Source organism: Halomonas sp. S3-1-1 (assembly GCF_023757625.1).
Taxonomy (GTDB): Bacteria; Pseudomonadota; Gammaproteobacteria; order Pseudomonadales; family Halomonadaceae; genus Vreelandella.
The window spans coordinates 158,277-183,103 of sequence record NZ_JALGBZ010000007.1 but is presented as its reverse complement, the minus strand read 5'-3'; the positions used below and the strand labels follow the sequence as shown (position 1 = coordinate 183,103).

17 protein-coding genes and 1 pseudogene are annotated in these 24,827 nt (G+C 62.0%); 5 read left to right on the top strand and 13 right to left on the bottom strand.

The window, feature by feature from the left end:
• Positions 1 to 139 precede the first annotated feature (139 nt).
• Both pgeF and rluD read right to left on the bottom strand, forming a co-directional pair.
• On the bottom strand, positions 140 to 907 hold the full coding sequence (gene pgeF / locus MQW23_RS17935; protein ID WP_252109583.1) for a peptidoglycan editing factor PgeF: 768 nt from the start codon (positions 905 to 907) through the stop codon (positions 140 to 142).
• On the bottom strand, positions 904 to 1,863 hold the full coding sequence (gene rluD, locus MQW23_RS17930; protein WP_252109582.1) for a 23S rRNA pseudouridine(1911/1915/1917) synthase RluD: 960 nt from the start codon (positions 1,861 to 1,863) through the stop codon (positions 904 to 906). Before rluD ends, pgeF begins: the two co-directional genes overlap by 4 nt.
• A gap of 159 nt (positions 1,864 to 2,022) precedes the next feature.
• On the opposite strand from rluD, the gene MQW23_RS17925 reads away from it, so the two are divergent.
• Positions 2,023 to 2,838, top strand: coding sequence for an outer membrane protein assembly factor BamD (locus tag MQW23_RS17925; protein WP_252109581.1), 816 nt, complete (start codon positions 2,023 to 2,025; stop codon positions 2,836 to 2,838).
• Positions 2,839 to 3,076: 238 nt separating this feature from the next.
• On the top strand, positions 3,077 to 4,786 hold the full coding sequence (locus MQW23_RS17920; RefSeq protein WP_252109580.1) for a methyl-accepting chemotaxis protein: 1,710 nt from the start codon (positions 3,077 to 3,079) through the stop codon (positions 4,784 to 4,786).
• Between the two features lie 81 nt (positions 4,787 to 4,867).
• Here MQW23_RS17920 and MQW23_RS17915 read toward each other — a convergent pair whose 3' ends face one another.
• Positions 4,868 to 6,499 (bottom strand): NAD+ synthase, encoded by a 1,632-nt coding sequence (locus MQW23_RS17915; RefSeq protein WP_252109579.1) that lies wholly within the window; start codon positions 6,497 to 6,499, stop codon positions 4,868 to 4,870.
• 218 nt (positions 6,500 to 6,717) lie between these two features.
• On the opposite strand from MQW23_RS17915, the gene MQW23_RS17910 reads away from it, so the two are divergent.
• Complete coding sequence (locus MQW23_RS17910; RefSeq protein ID WP_252109578.1) at positions 6,718 to 6,978, top strand: PP0621 family protein; 261 nt, start codon at positions 6,718 to 6,720, stop codon at positions 6,976 to 6,978.
• Here MQW23_RS17910 and thiO read toward each other — a convergent pair.
• The gene (gene thiO / locus MQW23_RS17905) at positions 6,975 to 8,072 is read right to left on the bottom strand and encodes a glycine oxidase ThiO (protein ID WP_252109577.1); all 1,098 of its coding nucleotides are present in this window, start codon (positions 8,070 to 8,072) and stop codon (positions 6,975 to 6,977) included. The genes MQW23_RS17910 and thiO overlap by 4 nt on opposite strands.
• A 110-nt stretch (positions 8,073 to 8,182) precedes the next feature.
• On the opposite strand from thiO, the gene MQW23_RS17900 reads away from it, so the two are divergent.
• Complete coding sequence (locus tag MQW23_RS17900; protein ID WP_252109576.1) at positions 8,183 to 8,701, top strand: GspH/FimT family pseudopilin; 519 nt, start codon at positions 8,183 to 8,185, stop codon at positions 8,699 to 8,701.
• On the opposite strand, the gene trxB is transcribed toward MQW23_RS17900, so the two are convergent.
• Positions 8,702 to 9,652, bottom strand: coding sequence for a thioredoxin-disulfide reductase (trxB, locus tag MQW23_RS17895; protein ID WP_252109575.1), 951 nt, complete (start codon positions 9,650 to 9,652; stop codon positions 8,702 to 8,704).
• Positions 9,653 to 10,000: 348 nt separating this feature from the next.
• Here trxB and acnA point away from each other — a divergent pair, with 348 nt between their 5' ends.
• Entirely contained in the window at positions 10,001 to 12,736 is a 2,736-nt protein-coding gene (gene acnA, locus MQW23_RS17890) for an aconitate hydratase AcnA (RefSeq protein WP_252109574.1), read from the top strand.
• A gap of 115 nt (positions 12,737 to 12,851) precedes the next feature.
• Here the strand turns inward: acnA and MQW23_RS17885 are convergent, their stop codons facing one another.
• The 8 genes and pseudogenes from MQW23_RS17885 to MQW23_RS17845 form a co-directional block, all read right to left on the bottom strand.
• Positions 12,852 to 14,528 (bottom strand): NAD-dependent malic enzyme, encoded by a 1,677-nt coding sequence (locus MQW23_RS17885; protein ID WP_252109573.1) that lies wholly within the window; start codon positions 14,526 to 14,528, stop codon positions 12,852 to 12,854.
• A gap of 166 nt (positions 14,529 to 14,694) precedes the next feature.
• Positions 14,695 to 15,921 carry a YeeE/YedE family protein gene (locus MQW23_RS17880; RefSeq protein WP_252109572.1) on the bottom strand — a complete coding sequence of 409 codons (1,227 nt, stop codon included), beginning with the start codon at positions 15,919 to 15,921 and terminating at the stop codon, positions 14,695 to 14,697.
• Positions 15,922 to 15,986: 65 nt separating this feature from the next.
• The gene (locus MQW23_RS17875; protein ID WP_252109571.1) at positions 15,987 to 17,012 is read right to left on the bottom strand and encodes an AI-2E family transporter; all 1,026 of its coding nucleotides are present in this window, start codon (positions 17,010 to 17,012) and stop codon (positions 15,987 to 15,989) included.
• Positions 17,013 to 17,140: 128 nt separating this feature from the next.
• Positions 17,141 to 18,547 carry a Na+/H+ antiporter NhaC family protein gene (locus MQW23_RS17870; RefSeq protein WP_252109570.1) on the bottom strand — a complete coding sequence of 469 codons (1,407 nt, stop codon included), beginning with the start codon at positions 18,545 to 18,547 and terminating at the stop codon, positions 17,141 to 17,143.
• A gap of 156 nt (positions 18,548 to 18,703) precedes the next feature.
• Complete coding sequence (locus MQW23_RS17865; protein ID WP_252109569.1) at positions 18,704 to 19,723, bottom strand: tryptophan--tRNA ligase; 1,020 nt, start codon at positions 19,721 to 19,723, stop codon at positions 18,704 to 18,706.
• Positions 19,724 to 19,930: 207 nt separating this feature from the next.
• Positions 19,931 to 20,084: pseudogene (locus MQW23_RS17860) on the bottom strand (phage baseplate assembly protein V); the annotation flags it as partial.
• Between the two features lie 392 nt (positions 20,085 to 20,476).
• A complete protein-coding gene (locus MQW23_RS17850) occupies positions 20,477 to 20,995 on the bottom strand; it encodes a DUF3592 domain-containing protein (protein WP_252109567.1) in 519 nt (172 codons plus the stop codon).
• A gap of 5 nt (positions 20,996 to 21,000) precedes the next feature.
• Positions 21,001 to 24,732 (bottom strand): RHS repeat-associated core domain-containing protein, encoded by a 3,732-nt coding sequence (locus tag MQW23_RS17845; RefSeq protein ID WP_252109595.1) that lies wholly within the window; start codon positions 24,730 to 24,732, stop codon positions 21,001 to 21,003.
• Between the last annotated feature and the right edge of the window lie 95 nt (positions 24,733 to 24,827).

Genomic DNA, 24,827 nt, shown 5'->3' with positions numbered 1-24,827 from the left:
GCATTCTCCTGGGATGGCCACGCGGTTGGACGCGCGGCGTGGCCCTGAACGGTTTCAATTTGCCAGAAAGTTTGGCTTGACAAATTAAATGGTGCCGATTCACGGCGCTTTCAAGAGGTCATGCAGGGTTAAATTCGACTCACGCCGGGTCGTTGGCGAGCCAGATGACGCTGGCCATGCGCCCGGTGCGCCCCGAGTCACGGCGGTAGGAGTAAAAGCGCGACTCGCAAGCGGTGCAGAAGTGGCCGCCGCTGATGTGGTGAATGCCCAGGGTCGCCAGGCGAAAGCGCGCCAGCCGGTAAAGATCGGCCATGTAGTGGTTGAGCCGGTAGGGGCTGTGCTCGAAGGCGTCCGCGCTTTCCGGATGCGCACCGACGAACGCGCCGTACACCTCCGGGCCGACCTCGAACTGGGCGTTGGAGATCGCCGGACCCAGCCACACCAGAATGTCGTCGGCGTCGCAGTTCATCGCCGCGACCGTCGCCTCCAGCACGCCGCTGGCAAGCCCGCGCCAGCCGGCGTGGGCCACCGCTACCTGGCTGCCCTGGCGGTTACAGAAAAACACCGGCAGGCAGTCGGCGGTGAGCACCACGCAGGCGTACTCGCTGGTCGTTGCGATCGAGGCGTCCGCCTTGGGCGGGCTTGCCTGAAAGCTCTGCTGCACCCGGGCGCTGTGAATCTGGTCGAGCCACAACAGCGGGCGGTCGTCGCCGATCTCCTTTTGCAGCAGGCGCCGGCAAAGCGCCACGTGATCCGGATGATCGCCGACATGATCCGCCGGGTTGAAGGCGGCGAAGTCGTTCTGGCTGGGGCCGGTTTCGCGGGTAGTGACGAAGCCGCGAACGTTGTCCGGCGCCGGCCAGTCCGGCACCACCTTACTCGGGTGCAGGTCGATGGCATCGCTCATCGTTTGGTCTCGCTATCGTCGCGCAGGTAATCCAGCAGCATCAAAAGCTCGTCGGGCAGCGACGCTCTAAAGGTCATGGGCTCTTCGCTGACCGGATGAATGAAGGTTAATTTGCGCGCATGCAGCGCCTGGCGGGGAAACTCGCGCAGGATTTCCTTCAACTGCTCGCCGGCGCCTGGCGGAAGGCGTGCGCGCCCGCCGTAGAGCGGGTCGCCGATCAGCGGGTAGCGGGCGTGGGCCATGTGCACGCGAATCTGGTGGGTGCGCCCGGTTTCGAGCTGGCAGCGCACGTGGGTGTGGGCGCGAAAGCGCTCGACCACGCGATAGTGCGTGACGGCGGGCTTGCCCGAGGCGGTCACGGCCTGGCGCTTGCGATCCTTCGGATGGCGGCCGATCGGCGCATCGATCGTGGCCCCGGAAACGGGCTTGCCGATCACCACCGCGTCGTACTGGCGCGAGACGCTTCGCGCCTGCAGCTGTTCGACCAGCCGGGTTTGGGCGGTCAGGGTCTTGGCCACCATCATCAGGCCCGTCGTGTCCTTGTCCAGCCGGTGGACGATCCCCGCCCGGGGGATCTCGGCAAGCGACGGGCAGTGAAACAGCAGCGCGTTCAGAAGCGTCCCGTCCGGATTGCCTGCCGCCGGGTGCACCACCATGCCCGCGGGCTTATTGAGCACGATGACCGCATCGTCTTCGAACACGATATCGAGGGCGATCTCCTGGGCGGCGAAGCGTGTATCCTCCTCGAGGGTGGCGCAAAGGCGCAGGGTCTCCAGACCGTGAAGCTTTGCCTTGGGTTTGGCGGTCGCGCCGTCCACGGTCAGCTCGCCGCCATTGATCCACGCTTTCAAGCGCTCGCGAGAGTATTCGCTGAACAACTCCGCCGCCGCCTGGTCCAGGCGAGCGCCGGCAAGCGCGGCGGGCACCTGGTGTGTGGCTTCGATAATGTGCGACATGCAGAACCTCTTGGGACGCAGACCCGAGCAGCAAAACGCGGTGATGCCTGCGTTTTGCGCCAAGGTGTTTTATAGTGGGCCGATTGCGACCTATTCTACCATTTCTTATGGCCATCTTCGCTTTTCGGTGATTGAGGCTTGTTTGCAACGAGGATGATGATGCGCGTTTTCTCCACTGCCCACCGCTTTGGCGCCGTAGCCTTGAGCCTTGCTCTACTGGCCGGCTGTGCCAGCAACAGCAACAACGATGACGCCGCCGAGCAGGATGAGGCCGAGTTCTCCAACGTCCAGGAGCGCGAGCTCTACGAGCTTGCCCGCACCGCGCTTGAAGACAACCGCTACCCCATCGCCATCGACCGTTTAGAGGCGCTGGATACTCGCTACCCCTTCGGCGCCCACGCCGAGCAGGCCCAGCTCGAGCTGATCTACGCCTACTACGAAAACGGCGATTGGGAAGAGGCGCGCGCCGCGGCCAGCCGCTTCATCCGCCTGCAGCCGGACCATCCTCAGGTCGACTACGCCTACTACCTGCGCGGGCTCTCCGCCTGGCAGGCCGGGCGCTTCAGCCTCGAGCGGCTGCGCCTGATCGATATTTCCAAGCGCGACCTGGGCGCCTCGCGGGACGCCTACAACGATTTTCGCGAGCTGATCCAGCGCTTCCCGCAAAGCGAGTATGCCCCGGATGCCCAGCAGCGTATCGTCTACCTGCGTGAGCTTTTGGCCCAGCACGAGCTGCACGTAGCGGACTACTATCTGCGCCGCGGCGCGTATCTTGCCGCCGTCGAGCGCGGACGCTGGGTGATCGAAAACTTCCCCGAAGCCAACGCCACCCGCGACGCCCTGGCCACCATGATCGAAGGCTACCAGGGCTTGGGCATGAACGACCGCGCCGAGGAAGTGCTCGCAGTGCTGCGTGAAAACGACCCGAATCACGAGCAGCTTCGCGGCGGACGTTTCGTGCCCAAGCACGGCTAATCCCCCGCGCTTACAGCGCTCGATAAAGCCCCTGACCGGCCAAGCGCCGGTCAGGGGCTTTTTTATGGGCAAGCGTAGCGCCGCTTGCCGATTCCCGAAAATTTCTGGCGGCTTCCCTGACTGGTACTTTTTAACTAACCATAATAAAAAAATATCAAAAAAATGTTATGCAATATTTGTACATCAATCTAATATTGCATCAGCCAATAACAGCCATCGCTTCAAGGGAATTGTACGCATGCCCGCTCAACGCCAGCTAAAAATCAGTACCCGCCTCACCATTGCTTTCTCGATTCTGCTCTTTTTTCTTGCCGCGCTCACCGCCATCGGGATCTATCAGGTGGGCCAGATCAACCGTGACCTGGCCGAGATCAACGACGTCAATGCCGTCAAGCAGCGCCATGCCATTGACTGGCGCGGCAGCGTTCACGACCGGGCCATTGCCCTTCGCGATCTCGTCATTACCACGACGGAAAATCAGTACCGCGACCTGAGTAGCGAAATCCAGCGGCTTCAGGACAACTACTCAAACGCCTCTCAGGAAATGGCGGAGATCACCCGCGAATACCCTGGCCCAGCAGAGGAAGCGCGCATTATCGAAAGCGTTCAGGCGCAGCAGGCATTAACGCTCGAACTGACCGAAGCGGTGGTCGGCGCGCGGCTGGCGGGCGACTTCGCCCAAGCGCAAACGCTTTTGATCGAACGAGCGGGGCCGGCATACGCCGAGTGGCTGTCGCGCATCAACCAGTTCATCGACCTGCAGGAGCGGCTCAACAACGTCACCACCGACCACGCCCGAAACGCTGCCTCGAGCTTTCAAAACCTCATGCTCGGCCTGACTCTGCTGGCGCTGATCATCGGCGGGCTCATGGCGTTTTGGTTGTCGCGCCAATTGCTGGGCGAACTGGGCGCCGAGCCCTTCGAAGTCCAAACGTTTTCCAACGCCATCGGTAACGGCAATCTGGCCGTGGCGAACGAGCGCCACAACAAGCGCGAACGAGGCATCATGGCCTCGCAAGTGGCTATGGCCAAGCAGCTCGAGGAGATCGTATTGAAAGTGCGCGGCTGTGCCGAGGCGGTGGCCAGCAACAGCGAGCAGATCGCCGAAGGCAATACCAACCTCGCCTCGCGCACCGAGCAGCAGTCAAGCGCTCTGGCCCAAACCGCGGCCGCCATGGAGCAGCTCAACAGCACCGTGACCCAGAACGCCGACAACGCCGAACGGGCAAGCCAAGAAGCGACGCAGGCGACCGCCACCGCTGCCCAGGGCGGCAAGGCGGTTCGTGAAATGACCACGACCATGAACGAGCTGGACCAAAGCTCTCAGGAGATTTCCGGCATCATCGCGACCATCGATGCGATCGCCTTTCAGACCAACATTCTGGCGCTGAACGCCTCGGTAGAGGCGGCACGCGCCGGCGAACACGGCCGCGGCTTTGCGGTGGTGGCCAGCGAAGTGCGCAATCTAGCCCAGCGAAGCGCCAGCGCGGCCAAGGAGATCAACGAGCTGATTTCGAAAAACCTCGAGCGCGTCAAACACGGCAACGAGCGGGCAAGCCTGGCGCGCCAGTCTACCGAAGAGATCATCAGCGCCATCGAGCGGGTCAACGTCATCATGAACGAGATCAGCAGCGCCAGCGCCGAGCAGAGCACCGGCGTACGCGAGATCAACCAGGCCGTTTCCGAAATGGATCAAATGACCCAGGACAACGCCAACCTGGTCAGCGAGAGCGCCAGCGCTTCCAATACGCTGCGCCACAATGCTCGGGAGCTCATAAACGCCATGCAGACGTTCAAACTCCCCGCCTCGACCTCGACCTCGACCTCGACCTCGATTTCGGCCCCCACCGCGCAGGTATCGTCCGCCAGAGCCTTGGCCGCGACTCGCAACACGGCTTCCAAACCGCTCGTTCAGAGCCCCACGGAGCCCACCTGGGAGAGCTTCTAACTTTTCATCGCTTTCTAACGCAAACAAGCCAGGCAATGCCTGGCTTGTTTTATGATTAAGGGCCGTTCACCGCGCGACTATTCAGTCGCCGGGCTGCCAGCCGTTGACGATCGGGTAGCGACGGTCGCGGCCAAAGCCCCGGGCGGTGACGCGCACGCCGACCGGCGCTTGGCGGCGCTTGTACTCGCAGCGGTCCACCAGTTTGACCACCTGATAGACATCGGCCTCTGTAAAGCCCTCGTTGATGATCGTCTCGGCACTCATGTCGCCTTCGATATAGCGCGACAGAATCGCGTCGAGCACGTCGTAACCTGGCAGCGAGTCGCTGTCCTGCTGGTCCGGGGCGAGCTCGGCGCTTGGGGGACGTTCGATCACGCGCTCCGGCACCGCCGGCGACTGCGTATTGCGCCAGCGCGCCAGTTTGTACACCCAGCTCTTGTAGACATCCTTGATGGCGTTGTAGCCGCCGACCATGTCGCCGTAGAGCGTGGCGTAGCCCACCGCCATCTCGCTCTTGTTGCCGGTGGTTAGCACCATCAGCCCTTTCTTGTTGGAGATCGCCATGAGCAACACGCCGCGACAGCGCGACTGCAGATTCTCCTCGGTCGTGTCACGCTCGGCACCGGCGAAGCTATCAGACAGCGTTTGGGTGAACGCCTCGACCATCGGCGCGATCGGCATGACGTCATATTCGACGCCAAGCATTTCGGCCTGCTGCGCGGCGTCCTCTTTCGAGATGTCCGCAGTGTAGTGATACGGCATCATCACCGCCTGCACCCGCTGCGGGCCGAGCGCATCCACGGCGATCGCAAGCGACAGCGCCGAGTCGATGCCGCCGGAAAGCCCCAGTACCACGCCCTGGAAACCACTCTTGTTGACGTAGTCGCGAAGCCCGGTGACCAGCGCGCAGTAGAGGCTCTCCTCGGGTGATACCGCCTCTTCGATCTCGCCGGCCTCCGGCACCCACGCGCCGTCAGACTCGACGAAGCGCACCGGCATCAGCCCGGCCTGCCAGTAAGGGGCGAGCACCTTGAGCGCACCGCTTGCATCGATCACGCTCGAGCCGCCGTCGAACACCAGCTCGTCCTGCCCGCCGATGGTGTTGACGTAGACGATCGGCCGGCTGACCGCGCGGGCGCGCTGCTCGAAAAGCGCCAGCCGCTCGCTGGGCTTTTCCTGGTGATAGGGCGAAGCGTTGAGCGTGACCAGCACGTCGGCGCCGGCCTCCTTCGCCGCTTCGATCGGCGCGCTTTCCCACAGATCCTCGCAGATCAAAAGGCCGAGCCTTGCGCCCTTGTGTTCGAACACCAGCGGCTCGCGCCCGGCGGTGAAGTAGCGCTGCTCGTCGAACACCTGGTAATTGGGCAGCGCCTGCTTGGCGTACTCCGCCTGCCACTGCCCGTTGTAGAGCACGCCGGCCAGATTAAACCGCTTGCCGTCTCTCACGCCCGGGTAGCCGATGATCACAAGAACGTCGCGGGCGACTTTTTCGGCCATGGTGGCCCGGGCCTTTGCAAGGCGCGACTCCATCGAGGCCCTCAGCAACAGATCCTCCGGCGGGTAGCCGGTCAAAAACAGTTCGGGAAAGACCACCACGTCCGCCCGGTGCTCGATACGCGCCTCGCGCACGGCTTCGATCGCCTTGGCGGCGTTACCGGCAATATCCCCGACCAGTGGGTCGAGTTGGGCCATGACCAGCGTTAACTCTTGCATGGGGGGTAAAATCTCTTGAGAATCCTTGAAACATACCGTTTGGACGCGAAGCGCTCAAAAGCATACGGCGCTTGCTCGCCTCCAAACCGTACCGGGTCGCCCGCATTGTCCCGCAAGGGCTCGCCGCTGGCAAAGGGCGTGGGGCACGGTTAAGCACCTCGAGCGCCGGCGCCAGTGCGCACCCCGGTTACCCCCGTCCCGTTGGGAGCGATAAAAGGATGAACCTGTTGATCATTCGGCTACTTATTTTTGCGCTGGTGTTTTATGTCGGCTTGAAGCTCTACGGGCGGTACCGTCAGCACAAACTGGCAAAAGACGACACGCCCCGGCGTGTGGAAGGCGGCGCCATGGTGCGCTGTCGCTGGTGCGAGGTGCACGTGCCGGAAAGCGAAGCGCTGCGCTTCGAGGAGAAGTGGTTCTGCTCCAGCGCCCATCGAGAGCGCTACATCGAGGAGCAGAAAAAGGATGATCCGGCCTAAAGCACCAGCCGCTCTTCGGTCGGCACAAAGGGCGCCGGGTCGATCAGCGGCGGGCGCTCCAACAGCGTATCGACCAGCAGATGCGTCGAGGCCGGCGCCAGCACCAGCCCGTTGCGATGATGCCCGGCGTTGATATAAAGCGAGGAGTATCCGGGCACCGCGCCAATAAAGGGGAGCCCGTTTGGTGAGCCCGGCCGTAGCCCCGCCCAGTGGTGCGCTACCGGATAGCCGGCGAGCGCCGGCACGATCTCCTCGGCGCTTTGAACGAGCGAGGCGCGGGCGGCTTCATCGGTGGTCTTGTCGAACCCGGCCTCTTCGAGCGTCGACCCCACCAGCAGCAGGCCGTCACCTCGCGGAATGATGTAGCGCCCATCCTTGAGCACGACGCGCTCGACGAGCCCCTTCAGTGCCTGATAGGCGATCATCTGCCCTTTCACCGGGCGCACGGGAAGCTCGATGCCAAGCGGCGCCAGAAGCGCCGCCGTCCAGGCCCCGGCGCACAGAACTACGCGCGACGCTCGCTGCTTGCCCGCCTGCGTCTCGATGCCCGTTACCTGACCGTGCTCGACGACCAACCCGCCCACCTGTTGATGCTCGAAAAGCGTCACGCCCGGCATGGCCTCGAGCCGGGCGCGCAGCGCCTGACCGAGTCGCGGATTGCGCACGCTCCCCAGGGTCGGCATCCAGAGCGCGCGATCGGCCGGGGCGGCCTGGGGCTCTTTCTCGGCCACAAAGGCGCGGCTGACGCGCTCCAGTGGTTTGCCGAACTGGCGCGACCAAGCGAGTGCCGCCTCGTCGTCCTCGACGCTCAGGTACAAAAGCCCTTTCTGGCGATACTCGGGGTCGATGCCGGTCTCTTCCAGCAGGCGTAGCGCAAGCGTGGGGTAGGCGCCTTCCGACCAGCGCGAAAGCGTCGAGATCGCCGGCCCGTGGCGCCAGGGGTAAAGCGGTGAGACGATACCGCCGCCGGCCCAGGACGCTTCCTGACCGCACACGCCACGCTCGACGATCGACACCGTTTGACCGGCGTCCGCCAATTGAAGCGCGGTCATCATGCCGATGACCCCGCCGCCCACAATCAAGAAATCGCTCACGATAACCGTTCCTTATTTCCTACACGCGTCTGCGCTCGCGCCTACCTTCTCCGATTCGAAGGCTGATTAATCTAGCATCAGGACACTCGGCGCATTAGGAGGGCCGACTCATGCCTCGTTTGCTTAAGCGCTCACCCGCTGCAGGCGGCTTTACCCTGCTGGAGCTGGTCGTCGCGCTGCTCATCGCCGCCATTTTGACCCACGGGGCGTACGCTCATCTTCAAGCCCTTGGCCATGCCGTCGCGCTCAAAAGCGAGATCAACCGTTTTCAGCGAGCGTTTTCCCTGGCGCGCAATACGGCCATTACCCAGCGAAGAACCGTCACGCTTTGCCCTATCACCCAAGCACGCCAGTGCAGCAATGACTGGAGCCAGCCGCTGGCGGTCATCGAAACAGCGCTTGATGGGGGACGCGCGTCGCAGCGCGTGGTGCGCATCTTTCCCACGCACCCTGACAGTGACATCACCTACAACCGGGGCTGGCGGCAGGTACGCTACACGCCGCTGGGCCACGCCAGCGGCTTCAACGGAACATTTTATCTGTGTACCGGCGCCGATAACGGCCGGGTACTCGTACTGAGCCAGCTTGGCCGGCTTCGAATCAACGAGCAGCGCCTGGACTGTTCCTGATCAGGCAATGCCGTCCAGATAGCGCTCGGCATCCAGCGCCGCCATGCAGCCGCTGCCCGCCGAGGTGATTGCCTGGCGGTAGATATGGTCCATGACGTCGCCGCAGGCGAACACGCCGGGCACGCTGGTCGCGGTAGCGTTGCCTTCAAGCCCGGAATTGACGGTAATGTAGCCACCCTTCATCGCCAGTTGGCCCTCGAAGATGCCGGTGTTGGGGCTGTGGCCAATGGCGATGAACAGCCCCGGCGCGTGCAGCTCCTTGGTCGTGCCGTCGAGCGTGGACTTCAAGCGCACGCCGGTCACGCCGCTGCCGTCGCCCAACACCTCGTCGACCTGCTGGAACCACTCGAGCGCAATGGTGCCCGCCTCGACCTTCTCCAACAGTTTGTCCTGGAGGATCTTCTCTGCGCGCAGCGTATCGCGGCGGTGTACCAGCGTCACTTTGGAGGCGATGTTGGAAAGATAGAGCGCCTCTTCCACGGCGGTATTACCCCCGCCGACCACCACGACTTCCTGATTGCGATAGAAAAAGCCGTCGCAGGTCGCGCAGGCGGAAACGCCCTGGCCCATGAACTGCTGCTCGGTGGGCAGCCCCAGGTAGCGGGCGCTGGCGCCGGTGGCGATGATCAGCGCATCGCAGGTATAAGTGCCGCTATCGCCCTTGAGGGTATAGGGCTTTTCGCTCAGGTTGACTTCGCTGATATGGTCGAACAGTACCTCGGTGTTGAAGCGCTCGGCGTGGGCCTGCATTTTTTCCATCAGCGCCGGGCCCTGAATGCCCTCGGCTTCGCCGGGCCAGTTGTCCACGTCGGTCGTCGTGGTTAGTTGCCCGCCGGCCTGAAGCCCGGTGATGAGCACCGGCTTCAGGTTGGCGCGAGCGGCGTAAACCGCCGCGGTGTACCCGGCAGGCCCGGAGCCGAGAATGATCAAACGTTCATGACGCGTTTCCATGACACCACCTATAAATCTCGATAAAACCGATGACCCCACCAGCCATGCGCTGGTAGCGGTCGAAAATAGACAAGAGAGTCTGCCTGAAATGGCGTCGAGTACAAGCAATTACAAGGCCCGAGCTCATCCATTGGGTGTGGTGCGCTTGAAAGGTCGGATTAAAATGCCCATGTACCATTAACAAGTACCATTAATAAGCTAGGCTTTATACAACGACCCATCGCGGCGGAAAAAGGGCCTGGCGCCAAAAGAGCGCCACCGAACCTGCGCTTATTTAGGGCCTGAACATGACTTACCGTGGCACTGCAAAAGCCTAAAAACGCCCAGCCATCAAGAGAGGAGCATGGAATGAGCAAGATCCCCGATACGCTCAGCACCCTGGAGGTAGGCAATCGCTCTTACGCCTACTACAGCTTGCCCAAAGCGGCCGAGTCGCTTGGCAATATTGAACGGCTACCCAAGACTCTAAAAATTCTGCTGGAGAACCAGCTACGCTTCGGCGACGACGAAAGCGTCGAAAACGACGATCTGCAGGCGCTCGTCGACTGGCAGAAAGAGGGCAAATCGAGCCGCGAAATCGGCTACCGCCCGGCCCGCGTTCTCATGCAGGATTTCACCGGCGTGCCCGGCGTGGTCGATCTGGCCTCGATGCGCGACGCGGTCGAAAAGCTTGGCGAGGACCCGGCACGCATCAATCCGCTTTCGCCGGTGGACCTGGTCATCGACCACTCGGTCATGGTCGACGAGTTCGGCCATGCCACGGCGTTCGATGAAAACGTCGAAATCGAAATGGAGCGCAACCGCGAGCGCTACGAATTTCTGCGCTGGGGCCAACAGGCCTTCGACAACTTCAAGGTCGTCCCGCCGGGCACCGGTATCTGCCACCAGGTCAACCTGGAGTACCTGGGCAAATCGGTCTGGACCAAGGAAGAAGACGGCAAAACCTACGCCTTCCCCGATACGCTGGTCGGCACCGACTCGCACACCACCATGATCAACGGCCTTGGCGTACTCGGCTGGGGCGTGGGCGGCATTGAGGCAGAAGCTGCGATGCTTGGCCAGCCGGTGTCGATGCTGATTCCCGAAGTCATCGGTTTCAAGCTCGAAGGCAAGCTGCAGGAAGGCATTACCGCAACGGATCTCGTGCTGACCGTCACCGAAATGCTGCGCAAGAAAGGCGTGGTCGGCAAGTTCGTCGAGTTCTACGGCGACGGCCTAAAGGATTTGCCGCTGGCGGACCGCGCGACGATCGCCAACATGGCGCCTGAGTACGGCGCGACCTGCGGCTTCTTCCCGGTGGACGACGAAACCCTGAACTACATGCGTCTGACCGGCCGTGATGACGACCAGATCGCGCTGGTGAAAGCCTACTGCCAAGAGCAGGGACTGTGGCGCGAGCCCGGCGACGAGCCGGTCTTTACCGACGCCCTGGGTCTCGACATGAGCACCGTCGAGGCGAGCCTGGCCGGGCCCAAGCGCCCGCAGGATCGTGTATCGCTCAAGAACTTGCCCGACGCCTTCAACAAGGTGATGGAGGACGACGGCAAGCTCGAGCAAAACACCGAAACCGGCAAGCTCGCCTCCGAAGGCGGCCAGACCGCGGTGGGTATCGAGCGAAGCTTCGAGCACAACGACAGCCAGGACGTGGCCTACAACGGCCAGAACTTCCGTCTGAACCCGGGCGCGGTCGTGATTGCCGCGATCACCTCCTGCACCAACACCTCCAACCCGAGCGTGATGATGGCCGCTGGCCTTCTGGCGCGCAAGGCGCGTGAGAAAGGTCTGGAAACCAAACCCTGGGTCAAGACCTCGCTGGCGCCGGGCTCCAAGGTCGTTACCGACTACCTGGCCGCGGCGGAGTTGAACGAAGACCTGGACGCGCTAGGCTTCAACCTGGTGGGCTACGGCTGCACCACCTGTATCGGCAACTCTGGCCCGCTGCCCGAAGAGATCGAAAAAGCGATCAACTCCGGCGACCTGGCCGTGGCCTCGGTGCTCTCGGGCAACCGCAACTTCGAAGGCCGCGTGCATCCGCTGGTGAAAACCAACTGGCTCGCGTCACCGCCCCTGGTGGTCGCCTACGCCCTGGCCGGCAACGTGCAGTGCAACCTGGTTGATGAACCGCTCGGCGATGACGCCGACGGCAACCCGGTCTACCTGAAGGATATCTGGCCCTCCCAGGCCGAGATCGCCGAGGCGGTCGAGAAGGTCAACACCGACATGTTCCGCAAGGAGTATGGCGAGGTGTTCGAAGGCGACGAGACCTGGAAAGCGATCAACGTGCCGGAAAGCCAGGTGTACGAGTGGCCGGAGTCCACCTACATTCAGCACCCGCCGTTTTTCGAGGGCATGGGCCGCGAGCCGGAGCCCACCGAAGACGTCAAAAACGCCCGAGTGTTGGCAATGCTCGGCGACTCGGTGACGACCGACCACATCTCGCCGGCAGGTTCGATCAAGCCGGACAGCCCCGCCGGGCGCTATCTGCAGGAGCACGGCGTCAAGCCGGTGGACTTCAACTCCTACGGCTCGCGGCGCGGTAACCACGAGGTGATGATGCGCGGCACCTTCGCCAACGTACGCATTCAAAACGAGATGCTTGATGGCGTGGTCGGCGGCGAAACTCGCCACGTGCCGAGCGGCGAGCAGATGGCCATCTATGACGCGGCCATGAAGTATCAGGAAGAAGGCACGCCGCTGGTCGTGATCGCAGGCAAGGAGTACGGCACCGGTTCGAGCCGCGACTGGGCCGCCAAGGGTACGCGCTTGCTCGGCGTGCGCGCGGTGCTGGCGGAGTCCTACGAGCGTATCCACCGCTCCAACCTGATCGGCATGGGCGTGGTACCGCTGCAGTTCCCCGAAGGTGAAGGCCGCCAAAGCCTGGGGCTGACCGGTGATGAGGAGGTTTCGATCGAGGGACTTTCCGATCTAAGCCCGGGCTCGAACGTGAAGGTCACCATCAAAAACGGCGACGGCGAGCGCACCATCGAGGCCAAATGCCGTATCGATACGGTGAACGAACTGGCGTACTACCGTCATGGTGGTATTCTTCACTACGTGCTGCGCAAGATGATCGGCGCAGCCTAAGCAGTAGATAAACCCAATGCTTGCATGCCCTCACCTCGGTGGGGGCTTTTTTTTCGCCCCATAAAAAAGCGCCGCTGCCAGGGCAGCGGCGCTGGGGCCTACGCGGCGTGAAGGCTTACACGGCGCGGCGGCGGTACTCGCGGTAGTCCGGGTCCCAGCTCGCGCTTTCGATATCGCGACGAAGCTGGGTGCCGCTGGTGGTCAGTGCCACGCCGTTGTGCTGGGCGGTGGCGGCCACCTCGAAGGCGATCGACTGGCTGATCTCGCGGATTCTGGACAGCGGCGGCAAAAGCGCGCCTTTGCCCTCCTTGACCAGCGGCGCTTCGCGCGCCAGCGCCCTGGAGGCGCTCATCAGCATCTCGTCAGTCACGCGGTGAGCTTTCGCCGCGACCACGCCCAGGCCGATGCCAGGGAAGATATAGGCGTTGTTGCACTGGGCGATCGCGTAGGTGCGCCCGTTGTACACCACCGGCGCGAAGGGGCTGCCGGTGGCGACCAGCGCCTGGCCATCGGTCCAGCGAATCACGTCTTCCGGTAGCGCTTCTGCCTGAGAGGTCGGGTTGGAGAGCGGCATGATCACCGGATTCTCACAGCCGGCGTGCATGGTACGCACCACCTGCTCGGTGAAGATACCGCGCTGGCCGCACACGCCGATCAGCACCGTCGGTTTGATCCGGGCGATGGTCTCCTCTAGCCCCTGCCCATTCCAATCCTGTACCAGCGACGGGTCGTGGGCCAGCCGGCGCTGGAAATCGCGCTGCCAGCTCTGATCCGAAGTCATCAATCCGTCGCGGTCGATGACGTAGATGCGCTCGCGCGCTTCGCGCTCCGAAAGCCCTTCGGCCTGCATCGCGACCACCACCTGCTCGGCGATGCCGCAGCCGGCGGAGCCGCCGCCGACGAACACCACCCGCTGCTTGGCGATACTCTCTTCCCGGGCGTGGCAGGCGGCCATCAGCGTGCCGACGACCACCGAGGCGGTGCCCTGTACGTCGTCGTTGAAGCAGCAGAGTTCGTTGCGGTAGCGCTCCAGAAGCGGCACGGCGTTGGCCTGGGCGAAATCCTCGAACTGCAGCAGCACGTTGGGCCAGCGGCGCTTGACCGCGGCGATGAAGTCCGCCATGAAGGCGTCGTACTCGTCCTGCCCAACCCGCTCGTGGCGCCAGCCCATGTACATCGGGTCATCCAGCAGCGCCTGATTGTTGGTACCCACGTCGATCATGATCGGCAGCGTGTAGGCCGGGCTGATGCCGCCGCAAGCGGTGTAGAGGGCCAGCTTGCCGATCGGAATCCCCATGCCGCCGATGCCCTGGTCGCCGAGGCCCAGAATGCGCTCGCCGTCGGTGACCACGATCACCTTGACGTTGTCCTTAGTGGCGCTGCGCAGGATGTCGTCCATATGCTCGCGATCCGGGTAGCTGATAAAAAGCCCCCGGTGATTACGATAGATATTGGAAAACTCCTGACACGCCTTGCCGACCGTCGGGGTATAGATGATCGGCAGCATCTCCTCGAGATGCTCGGAGACCAGCCGGAAGTAGAGCGTTTCGTTATCGTCCTGAATCGCTCGCAGGAAAATGTGGCGGTCCAAGTCGTTATGGCACTGCTGGTACTGGCGGTAGCTACGCTCGAGCTGGTCTTCGATGGTCTCGACCTTCTGCGGCAGCAAACCGATCAGGTTGAACGCGAGTCGCTCCTTTTGAGTAAACGCACTGCCTTTGTTCAATAGCGGCATCTCGAGCAGGGAAGGACCGGCGTAAGGAATGTACAAGGGGCGTTTGCTTTCAGTCATGGGGCTCTCTTCTCGTCCATTACTGCTGCAGCGCAGCAATATCAAGCGTTTACAGTATGACGGCGTAATGTACCACGCTACTACGACAAAGGTGGCACGCGCATCTACTTAGCGCAAAAAAATGCCCCGCTTTTTGGGCGGGGCACGAGACATCAATCAGTTAGCGTCAGGCGGTTTTCGCTTTCGGCTTGCGCCCTTCCACTCCGCTGAAAAACAGCGGCCGCATTTTGACCCCCAGCATGTTGCCGGCGAAGGCCGCTGCCATCCAGACCCAGCCGTGCAGGCTACCCGAGGCGATGCCACTAAAGTAGGCGCCGATGTTGCAGCCAAAGGCGAGCCGCGCGCCGTAGCCGAGCATCAGCCCGCCGAGGATGGCCGCCACCACCGAGCGAATCGGAATGTTGAAGTTCGGCGCAAAGCGCCCGGCCAGATGCGCCGCCGCCAGCGCCCCCAGCATGATGCCGATGTTCATTACCGTGGTGATATCCGAAAAGATACTAGCGTTGAGCGCCGCTTCATTGGAGGCAGACTGCCAGTAGCCCCACTGGCTAACGTCGCCGCCGATGAATTCGAACACCTTTGCGCCCCACAGCGCAAAAGCCGAGGTAATGCCCCAGGGGCGGCCCGCCAGCGCCAGCGTGGCGAAGTTCAAAAGCGCCAGCGCCACGGCCCCGGCGTACAGCGGCCAGGGCCCCGCCAGCCAGCGCTCGCGCAGTGGCCGCGTGACGGCCGGCGCCTTTTCGAGCTGACCGTGACGGCGGCGCTCCAGCACCAGCGTGGCCGCGGCGATCGCGGCAAAGATCACCAGGCTAATGGCGATGCCCACGCTCGGGCCTGCCACATCGACGAGTGACACCGGCGCGAACGCCGGCAGGCTCTGCCACCAGGCGAAGTGCGCGGTGCCGATCACCGAGCCGACCACGAAGAACAGCAGCGTGATCAGCATGCGCGCGTTGCCGCCACCGGCGGTGAAGAGCGTGCCCGAGGCGCAGCCGCCACCTAGCTGCATGCCGAGCCCGAAAATGAACGCGCCGACCACCACGGACACGCCGATGGGCGCAACGAAACCGGCCACCGGCGTACCGGAGAGCGTACCCGCGCCGAGGGCAGGGAAAAACAGCACGACGGCAATGGCGAGCATGACCATCTGCGCGCGCAGGCCCCGGCCGCGGCGCTCGGTAATGAACGCCCGCCAGGCCGCGGTAAAACCGAAAGCGGCGTGATAAAGCACGACGCCAAACAGCGCGCCGATGATCATCAAAAGCCCGGTATTGGCGCTAAAGAACACGCCGATCAATAGCGCACCGATCACCGTCGCCGCCATGGCGATCAGCGGCACCCGGTACTTGTTGGAGAATGTTTCGGCCTCCGGTGAGGCAGACGTGGTCGACATGATGCACCCTTGATGGTTGAGCGTTGATTCCAAGCGCTGATTATAAAACCGGGCAGCGTTTTGGCCTATTCGACAGGACTCTGGTCGCCCTCTTCGCGCTGAACGTAGAGCTCGTTGATCAACACGAAACCGATCACGGTCAGCGGCGCAGCCAAGAGCACCCCGGCGACGCCGAACAGCGTGCTGGCGGCGAATAGCGAAAACAGCAGCATCGCCGGCGGTAGGCTCACCGCGTGCTGCTGCACCAGCGGCTGCAGCACGTTGCCCTCGATCTGCTGGATGATCACGTAAGCGATCAGCGCGAACAGCGCGGTTTGAGGACTGACCGTATAGGCGAGCAAAAGTGCCGGCACCGCGGCAATCAAGGGCCCTACCAGCGGTACGAAATCCAGCACACCGGCAATTAGCCCAAGCCCCAGCGGAGCGGGCACGCCGATCAACCACATGCTCACACCGACCAGGATGCCGGTACCTGCCATAGCAACCAACTGGCCGCCGAGCCAGAACCGCAGAGCCTTGCCGCTGGCATCGAGCGCATCGGCCAGCTTGCTGCGGCTTTTGATCGGCGCGAGCAGCAACAGCCCGTGACGGTAAACGCTGGGCTGGGCGGCGAAGTAGATCATCCCCACGATCAGCGCGAAGAAGTTCACCAGACTGCCACCCATCGATACCACCACCATGCCGAACTGGGCGATACCGTTTTCGAACATCGACCCGGCGCGCTCGCCGGCGTTGTCCATCAATGGCTCCAGCGGCGTGCCCTGAAGCCGCTCCTGGAGCTGCTCCCAGGCGTCGGGCAGAAGCGACGTCAGCGCCTCGAGCTCGGAAGCCACCTGAGAGCCGAAAGCCAGGCTAATGCCGGCCAGCAGCAGCGTCAGCCCGACCACCACGATCATAAGCGCCAGCCAGCGCGGCATTCCGCGCTTGAGCAGCGGCGTCATGCAGGTTTGCAGGATACAGGCCCCGACCACCGCGCCGAAAATCAACAGCAACAGCCCCACGAGCTTCCAAAGCACCAGCGCCACGATTGCCAGCGCCAGCACGATCATCGCCTTTTCGGTAAACGTTTGATGACGGTACGTCGATTGCATTCACTCATTCCCTTGTTGATAACGACCGTTCAAAGCGACGAAGTGCTCCTGCACAGCGCTCTTTTAAAAGCGCCTTCCCGCCCCTCTCCAGCTACGCCCAGTCTAACGCAACCCCGAAACTCACGCGCTCAGCGATTATCGACGCGATCATGATCCAGACCGATACCGGACACCACGTAGAACAGCGAGAAGATGATGGCGCCGTAACAGAGAATCGCATAGATGAAGAAGTCTGCTGTCGAGACCCCTAAGGTCGCGGCAGTGAATGCGCCAGTCACACCCCAGGGTACCAGTGGCGAGAGCGTAGTGCCGGTATCTTCCATGATCCGCGACAGATTTTTAGGCGGCGAGCCGCTGTTGATCACCAGCGGGCGCAAAAGCGGCCCCAGCAGTGCGAACGTGACGTAGTAGCTACCGGTGAGTAGAAACGCCACGCTGTGCAGCCCCATGGCGCTTCCCAATACCTGACGACGGCCGGCCCGGCGCTTGTTCAAGTGTGCGATCGCCGCATCGAGGGTGCCAGCGCTTTTGAACGGCGCGCCCAGCACCGCTGCGGCGATCAACACCGCTACCGTCGACATCATGCTTTGCAGCCCGCCACGTGACAGCATGCTATCGACCATCTCCACGCCGGTGCTCGCGCTGTAGCCACCGTTCATGGCTTGGCCGATGGCGCTTGCTCCCGCGCCCTGAAACAGGGCCGCAATCAACGCACCGCTGACGATACCCACGGCAAACGACGGCAGCACCGGCTTTTTTAGAAGGATACAAACAAATACCATCACTGGCGGCAGCAGCGTGACTGCGTTCGTGCTAAACACCTCGTTCAGGGTCGCGATCAAAGCGGCGGTTTCCGGTGCGTTCGCCTCGCTGCCTCCGATACTGCTACCCAGCCATGCATACACCAAAAGCGCGATCAAATACGCTGGCAGCGTCGAGTAGAGCATGTGACGAATGTGGGTGACGATATTGACCTCGCACACTGCCGAGGCCATGACGGTGGTATCGGACAAAGGCGAGAGCTTGTCACCGAAGAACGTGCCGGTAACGATCGCCCCGGCCGCCCAAGCCAACGGCACGTCGAGCCCCGCCGCCACGCCCATTAGCGCCACTCCAATGGTGCTGAGCGTGCCCCAGGAAGTGCCCGCCATCACCGACATTAACGAACAAGACAGACACGCCACCACCAGAAAGAGCCCCGGTGACAGCAGTTCAAGGCCAAGAGTCACCATTGCCGGGATCGTGCCCGACAGCATCCAAACGCCAACCATCATGCCTACACAGATCAGGATCAGGATGGGTACCAGCATCGCCTGGATGCCTTTGAGCAGGTCCGCCTCCAATCGGCTCCAGGGGATACCCCACATAAGGCAAAGCGCAATGGCGAGACTTCCGGCCACAATCAGCGCCACGGCGGTAGGGATGGCCAGCCACATGATGGCAGCCAGTAAACTGCCCACGGCGACAAAAAGCAGTATCAGATGATGCCAACCTTTCAACGAAACGCTGGGCGTCGATTCGGACGTAGTGGACATGAAAGCTCCTCACTGATGCGTTGTGTTTTTTATAGCCACAATAAAAAGTCTCGCGCTCAGAGATGGGGCGAGACCTTAATGCACTGTACACAAAAGCTCTTCCTCCTTCAGGAGGAAGAGCTCCGATCAGCGAGATACCTTCAAGCAATAAACGGCTTAACTAAAGCGCCCCAGCCCCATTGCCGCGCGCAGCGCCTCGATGGTGCGCGTTGCCTCTTCGCGGGCGCGCTCGGCGCCCTGCTGCAATACGTTTTCGATATGGCCCGGGTCTTCGAGGAGCGCCGAGTAGCGCTCGCGCGGCGCTTGCAGATGCGTATTCAGGTAGTCGAACACCTGATTTTTCGCATCGCCCCAACCGATGCCGGCAGCGTACTGCTCGCGCATCGCGGCCGCTTCCTCGGTGTTTGCGAAGGCCGCGTAGATTTGAAACAGCGTGCAGGTATCCGGGTCTTTCGGCTCGCCAGGCTCCAGCGAGTTGGTCTTGATCTTGCGAACGAGCTTCTGGAGTTTTTTCTCCGGGGCGAAAAGCGGGATGGTGTTGTCGTAGCTTTTCGACATCTTGCGCCCGTCGAGGCCCTTCAATACCTCGGTCTTCTCGTCGACCACCGCCTCGGGCTGGACAAAGTAGTTGCCCTTGTAAAGGTGGTTGAAGCGCCCGGCGATGTCGCGCGCCATCTCGATGTGCTGAATCTGGTCGCGCCCGACCGGCACCTTGTGGGCGTTGAACATCAGGATATCCGCCGCCATCAGCACCGGATAGCCAAACAGCCCCATGGTCACGCCTTTATCGGCATCCTGGTTGCCCGCTTCCTCGTTATCCGCCACCGCCGCTTTATAAGCGTGGGCACGGTTCATCAGCCCCTTGGCGCAGACGCAGGAGAGCATCCACATGAGCTCGGGAATTTCCGGAATGTCCGACTGGCGGTAGAAGACGGCATTGTCGGTATCGAGGCCCAGCGCCAGCCAGGTCGCGGCGATCTCCAAGCGCGACTGCTGCACCCGCTTGGGGTCTTGGCACTTGATAAGCGCGTGGTAGTCGGCCAAGAAGTAGAACGGCTCCACGTTCGGGTCCTGGCTTGCCTCGATGGCGGGCTTGATGGCCCCGACGTAGTTGCCCAGATGGGGCGTTCCAGAAGTGGTAATCCCGGTCAGCACACGGGTTTTGGCGTTACTCATGGTGTGATCGATCCAGCGTCGTAAAAAAGTCGAAAGTGGCTCGATTGTACACGCAAGGGGTATAAGGCGTCGCCTAGCCGCATATGAATCGAACGGTACTTTCTCTTGAGTCCTCGATATGCTTTTCAGCATTTTCAAATAGACCTGTAGCCTGCTTCTCAACTACGCCACTTACGTTTCGTGTTCGGGCAGTGGGTACAGCGCGATAATTTGCCGCGTGATAGGTACGCCCGGTGACCAGTAACTGATCCGGGTCGCCTTCCAGAAACGAGACGATGACCTCGTGACCGATGCGCGGTAGTGCAATGCTGACGTAGCCGCCGCCGGCCCAGCCCTCGGAGACGCGGACCCAGCAGCTGGCCTACACCCGGTTTGGGGCAAGGGCTACGCTAGGGCGTCGCGCTCCAAGGTCCAGTGCTGGCCGTCCGGGGTAGTCTGGCCGAAGACCTGGCCGCTGTCGTCGCGTTCGATCAGCATCTCACGGCCGAGTGGGTCCACCGTGGCGATCTTGTGTCCGGCGCGATCATGGCGGAACGCGATGCGTGCACTGTCCGCCCGTGGATGGGCAGTTTAACGTTTGCCGGGGCTAGAGCTTGACGCTGTTAAAGATAGCCATTCATTGCTCAAAACGCTTGGAACAACACCTCAGCTTATGGATCTGGCTGACAAAGAGTTTTGAATACCCTCCGCTGGCCTCGCTGAGCGCATCAGTTGCCCAGCAACGAATTGATCAATAGCTTATTAAGTAATTATCTACTTTTTTATTCTTGATAAGTTACAAAAAATTGCACTTAATACCACATAAGAATAGATTAATATAAAAAATATAAAAACCATGCAAATAGGAATTGCTGCATAAAAATTATACCATTTCAAATTATAATATGACTGAAGCGGATTTTCTGGGTTTACAAATACTGATATAGGCTCCCCATTATGGAATTTTGTTTTCACTTTATTTATCTCACGATCGTTTAGACTGGTACTATTGTGCCTTGATGGGTCGATACTATTTCCAGTATATTGTCCCCCCTCAAAAGAGTATGAGTAAAGTATTTTAAATCGCTTACTTCCTTTTAAAATCTCAATATTCTCTATCTTTCCGTCAACGTTCACCCAGTCATAAGTCTTGACTCTGTCTACAACAGCATATTTCATACTATTAAAACTCAAAGCAGCAGCTCCCACCATTAAAAAAACCCCTATCCAAGTTATAGGCCTACTGGGAGTCAATATATTCTTAATAACATCAAATCCATTTGTCTTATTCATTTTATTTACTCACACTCCGGCTTACATCCTAAACATGGAACTTGTGTTGGGTCAGTATTTCCAATAGCACTACCGCCTATGCCCTGACCAATACTTTGAGGTGTCGTGTTCTGGTTAATTTCACGTCTTACACTTTGGCGAGAAGCAGCTTCTGGTAACGCCGTTCCACGTGCCCCATACCATATATTTCGACTATAACTACCACCTAAACCTCCACCCAAAGCTCCCATGCCAGTATTAGCAATAGCCCCAGCAGCAGACATCTCCTGATTACTAATCATACTGCCAGTAGTATATTGCCCTAAGCCAGTTGCCCCACCAATAGCACCAGCACCTACAATAGTCGTTCCGAACACAGGCATAGCTGCCCCGCCAACTCCTCCCCATACCATTGCATTACCTACCTCCAAGAAATCTATTTCACATTCTTTTTTTATAAACTTCTGATTTATAGCACTACCAGTCCCAGCTACTGCTGCACCAATTCCAGCCATTACACCAGCGATACAAAGTCCTCCACAAACAAAAAGACCTAGTGGATCCACTACTCCTGCTGGATTCGCGACATACCCATACAAGTTCGTACTACCGAGCAATCCAATCGGATCCTGACTCACATACCGCCCCTGCTGCGGATCATAGTACCGATGCCGGTTGTAGTAGAGACCACTTTCTTCATCCTGCCATTGCCCTTGGAAGCGGATCGGCTGAGTCGTGTTACCCCGCACATGCTTCACCGCCGCCCAGTCATCAGGCTGGCCTTGCCACTGGATCTTGCCGTTGGCAGCAACGAGCTGCATCGGCGTGCCGATCGCATCGGTGGCGAAGGCGCTCAGTTGTGAGCCTTGCTGAGTATCATCGATGCGAAGCATGGGCACAAAACTGCCCGGCTCGTAGACGATGGTCGAGCGTTGGCTGTCGTTCTCTTCCCGCACGATGCGGTCGCCGTCCCAGCCGTAGTGGGTGGTGGCAGTCGTGCCGTTTTCGTGGCGCACGGTCTTGCTGATCCGGCGGCCCAGGGCGTCGTAGCGGTAGGCGGCTTCCATGGTAGCGCCATAGGCACTGGTCCGCGTCAGGTTTACCAGGCGGTTGGCGCCGTCATAGCCCATGGTCAGGCGCTCGCCGTCCGGCTGCTGCCGCTCGATCAGATTGCCTGCGCCGTCGTAGCGGTAGCGGGTGCCGTTGTGCTGCGTGACGCGGTTGTCGGTGACCGGCTGCTGGCCGACGAGCGGATTGCCCGCCGCGTCCACGGCGTAGCGGTGGGCCTGGTCGCCGTGCTGGCTGCCGGTGAGGCGACCGGCGGCATCGTAGCTATACGCTATCACCTTGGCCTGGTCGCCCTGCAGGGCGCGGAAGCTCATGCGGCCCAGGGCGTCGTACTGGTACTGCTGGCCGCCATTGGCTTGCGCGCCGCGCAGGGTGAGATGATCCAGCTGGCCCAGGTTCGTGTAGCCGCGCTCCAGGATCAGCGGCTGGCTCTGGTCGCCGCTGGTCAGGCTCATCTGGCGCCGGGTCTCCCGGTGCAGGGCATCGGGTGTGAGATCAATCTCGAGATTCAGCCCCGGCGCGCTCACCCCGTGCAGGTGGCCGCTGCCGTAGGTGTGCCACTCGAGCGCGGGCAGGTCGCCGAACTGGCTCTGCTGCGGGGCGCCGTTGGCGGTGAGGGTGTGGTGCTGTTGCCACTGCCAAGCCTGGCTACCTTCAATACTCGCATGGCGCTGCTGCTCGCCGACCAGCCGCTGGGCGTCGTCGTATTCGAACGTGACCTCGCCGTGGTCGTTGGTCACGCTCATGAGTTGACCGTTAACGCCCCACTGGTACTGCTCGGCGCTTGCCGGGGCGTGGTCGGTGGCGGGCAGATGGCGCACTGTCAGGCGTCCGGCGGCTTCGTACTCGTAACGCGTGGCGAGCGGCTGGCCGTCCGGGCCGGTGCGGTGGGCCTCGATGCGCTCGATCAGTTGGCCCGCTTCATCGTAGCGGTACTGCTGCTCGCGGCCATCGGGGCCAGTCTCGCGGGCGAGGCGGTCCATGTCGTCATATTCGAAGCGGTAGACCGCGCCGTTGCCCAGGGTGAGTTCGCTCAGGTGGCCCACGTCGTCATAGGTGGTGAGCTGCTGGCTGCCGTCGGCCTCGATGCGCTGGGCCGGGCGGCCGTGTTCATCGAAGAAGAACTGCTGACGGAAGCCTTGCGGGCCTTCGACCTCGACCAGTCGCCCCTGCGGGTCATAGTGCTGGTGCCAGTAGAGCCCGTTGGGCAGTTGGGTGGCAGTGCGCCGGCCCAGCGCGTCGTGCTGGGTGCGGGTGGTCTCATTAAGGGCGTTGGTGGCGCTGGCCAGATAGCCGTGGCGGTCATAGGCGTACTCGGTGCGGTTCTGTGAGCAGTCGATCTCGGCGGTGACCTGGCCCAGCGCGTTCCACTCCCGCTGGTGGGTGGCGCCCACCGGGTCGGTGACCGTGGTGGGGCGATCCGGCAGGCGCTCGTCGGCGTAGGCGAACGTGGTGGTGCCTTCCGGGGCGCTGACCTCGACGGGCTGGCCGCGCTCGTCGCGGGTGATCTGCCAGCGCTGATTCTCCGGCCCTTCCACGCGGATCGTGTTACCCAGGACATCGCGTTCGATCGCCCAGTGCTGGCCGTCCGGGGTGGTCTGGCCGATGACCTGGCCGTTCGCGTCACGCTCGGTCAGCGTCTCGCGGCCGAGTGGGTCCACCGTGGCGATCTTGTGTCCGGCGCGGTCGTAGCGGAATTCGATGCGTGAACCGTCCGCACGGGTGTGGGCGGTCCAGCGCTTGCCGGGGCCGCTGCCCACGAAGTGGTACTGCTCTTCACGGCCCAAGCTGTCGGTGACCCGGGTGTGATCGACGTGATACTCGTAACGCCGCGCCAGGCCGCCCGCCTCCTGCTGGCCGACCACGCGGCCGTCCGGGGCGTGGCGATCCCAGGTGTAGTGGGCTTCCATGCCGCCGGGTACCCGGTGGGCGGTCAGCAGGTGGTTGTCCCATTCGAACTCGCGCACCACCTCGCCGTGGCGGTGGCGCACGGCGAGCAGATCGCCTAGGGCGCTGAAGGAGTAGCGCACCAGCCAGTCATCGGCGGCGGTGCCGTCCGCCTCCTTGACAAGCTTCACGCCGGTGAGGCGCTGGCCGGCATCACCGGGCCGCTCGGGCAGCAGCGGCTCGTAGACGAACTGGTAGTGGCGCCCGGCGCTGTCGATCACGCGGGTGAGCAGGTCCGCCTCCCACTGGTAGGCGGTGGTATAGCCGTTGCGGTCGCGCTCCTCGGCCAGCACCAGCGATGTGGCGCCCTGAGTGCCGGGCGTCGCCGTGGGCGCGAACACGTAGTAGAGGCCGCCGGTATCGCTCAGGACGATACGCGAGGCGTCGCCGCGCAGTGCGTCATCGAGCAAGGCCCAGCGCGGGGCGAGCGTGTCGCCCTCCTCCACCGCGCCGCCCCTACGAATCCAGAGCTGTTCGGTGGGCGAGAAGCGCGCTTGCCCGGGGGCCAGCGGGCCAAAGGTGATCGCCCGGCCTTGGGCGTCGTGGACGACACAGGCGTCGTCACTCAGGGTGAGCGACAGGCTGGCCCCGGGCAGCGACCAGCCCTGGCCGAGCGGGCCGACGGTAGCGTTGCTGGAAAGATAGCCGCGGCTGAACACGAACGGGCGCGGGGCGGGCAGCGCGAAGTCGGTCTCGGCGGGCAGCAGCTTGGCGCCCAGCAGCGGGTTAACCGGGCTGCCCACGGCGGGCTGGCAGGCGCTGCAGTCGCTCGCCAAGCCGTCGGTGATGTCGATGTCGTCGAAATCGACGGGCGAGGCGGCAGCGATCTCGCTGGCGA

Bases quoted from the DNA above. Each gene is read 5' to 3' on its own strand.
- pgeF (WP_252109583.1), bottom strand. From the start codon at position 907: ATGAGCGATGCCATCGACCTGCACCCGAGTAAGGTGGTGCCGGACTGG.
- rluD (WP_252109582.1), bottom strand. From the start codon at position 1,863: ATGTCGCACATTATCGAAGCCACACACCAGGTGCCCGCCGCGCTTGCC.
- MQW23_RS17925 (WP_252109581.1), top strand. From the start codon at position 2,023: ATGCGCGTTTTCTCCACTGCCCACCGCTTTGGCGCCGTAGCCTTGAGC.
- MQW23_RS17920 (WP_252109580.1), top strand. From the start codon at position 3,077: ATGCCCGCTCAACGCCAGCTAAAAATCAGTACCCGCCTCACCATTGCT.
- MQW23_RS17915 (WP_252109579.1), bottom strand. From the start codon at position 6,499: ATGCAAGAGTTAACGCTGGTCATGGCCCAACTCGACCCACTGGTCGGG.
- MQW23_RS17910 (WP_252109578.1), top strand. From the start codon at position 6,718: ATGAACCTGTTGATCATTCGGCTACTTATTTTTGCGCTGGTGTTTTAT.
- MQW23_RS17900 (WP_252109576.1), top strand. From the start codon at position 8,183: ATGCCTCGTTTGCTTAAGCGCTCACCCGCTGCAGGCGGCTTTACCCTG.
- trxB (WP_252109575.1), bottom strand. From the start codon at position 9,652: ATGGAAACGCGTCATGAACGTTTGATCATTCTCGGCTCCGGGCCTGCC.
- acnA (WP_252109574.1), top strand. From the start codon at position 10,001: ATGAGCAAGATCCCCGATACGCTCAGCACCCTGGAGGTAGGCAATCGC.
- MQW23_RS17885 (WP_252109573.1), bottom strand. From the start codon at position 14,528: ATGACTGAAAGCAAACGCCCCTTGTACATTCCTTACGCCGGTCCTTCC.
- MQW23_RS17880 (WP_252109572.1), bottom strand. From the start codon at position 15,921: ATGTCGACCACGTCTGCCTCACCGGAGGCCGAAACATTCTCCAACAAG.
- MQW23_RS17875 (WP_252109571.1), bottom strand. From the start codon at position 17,012: ATGCAATCGACGTACCGTCATCAAACGTTTACCGAAAAGGCGATGATC.
- MQW23_RS17870 (WP_252109570.1), bottom strand. From the start codon at position 18,547: ATGTCCACTACGTCCGAATCGACGCCCAGCGTTTCGTTGAAAGGTTGG.
- MQW23_RS17865 (WP_252109569.1), bottom strand. From the start codon at position 19,723: ATGAGTAACGCCAAAACCCGTGTGCTGACCGGGATTACCACTTCTGGA.
- MQW23_RS17850 (WP_252109567.1), bottom strand. From the start codon at position 20,995: ATGAATAAGACAAATGGATTTGATGTTATTAAGAATATATTGACTCCC.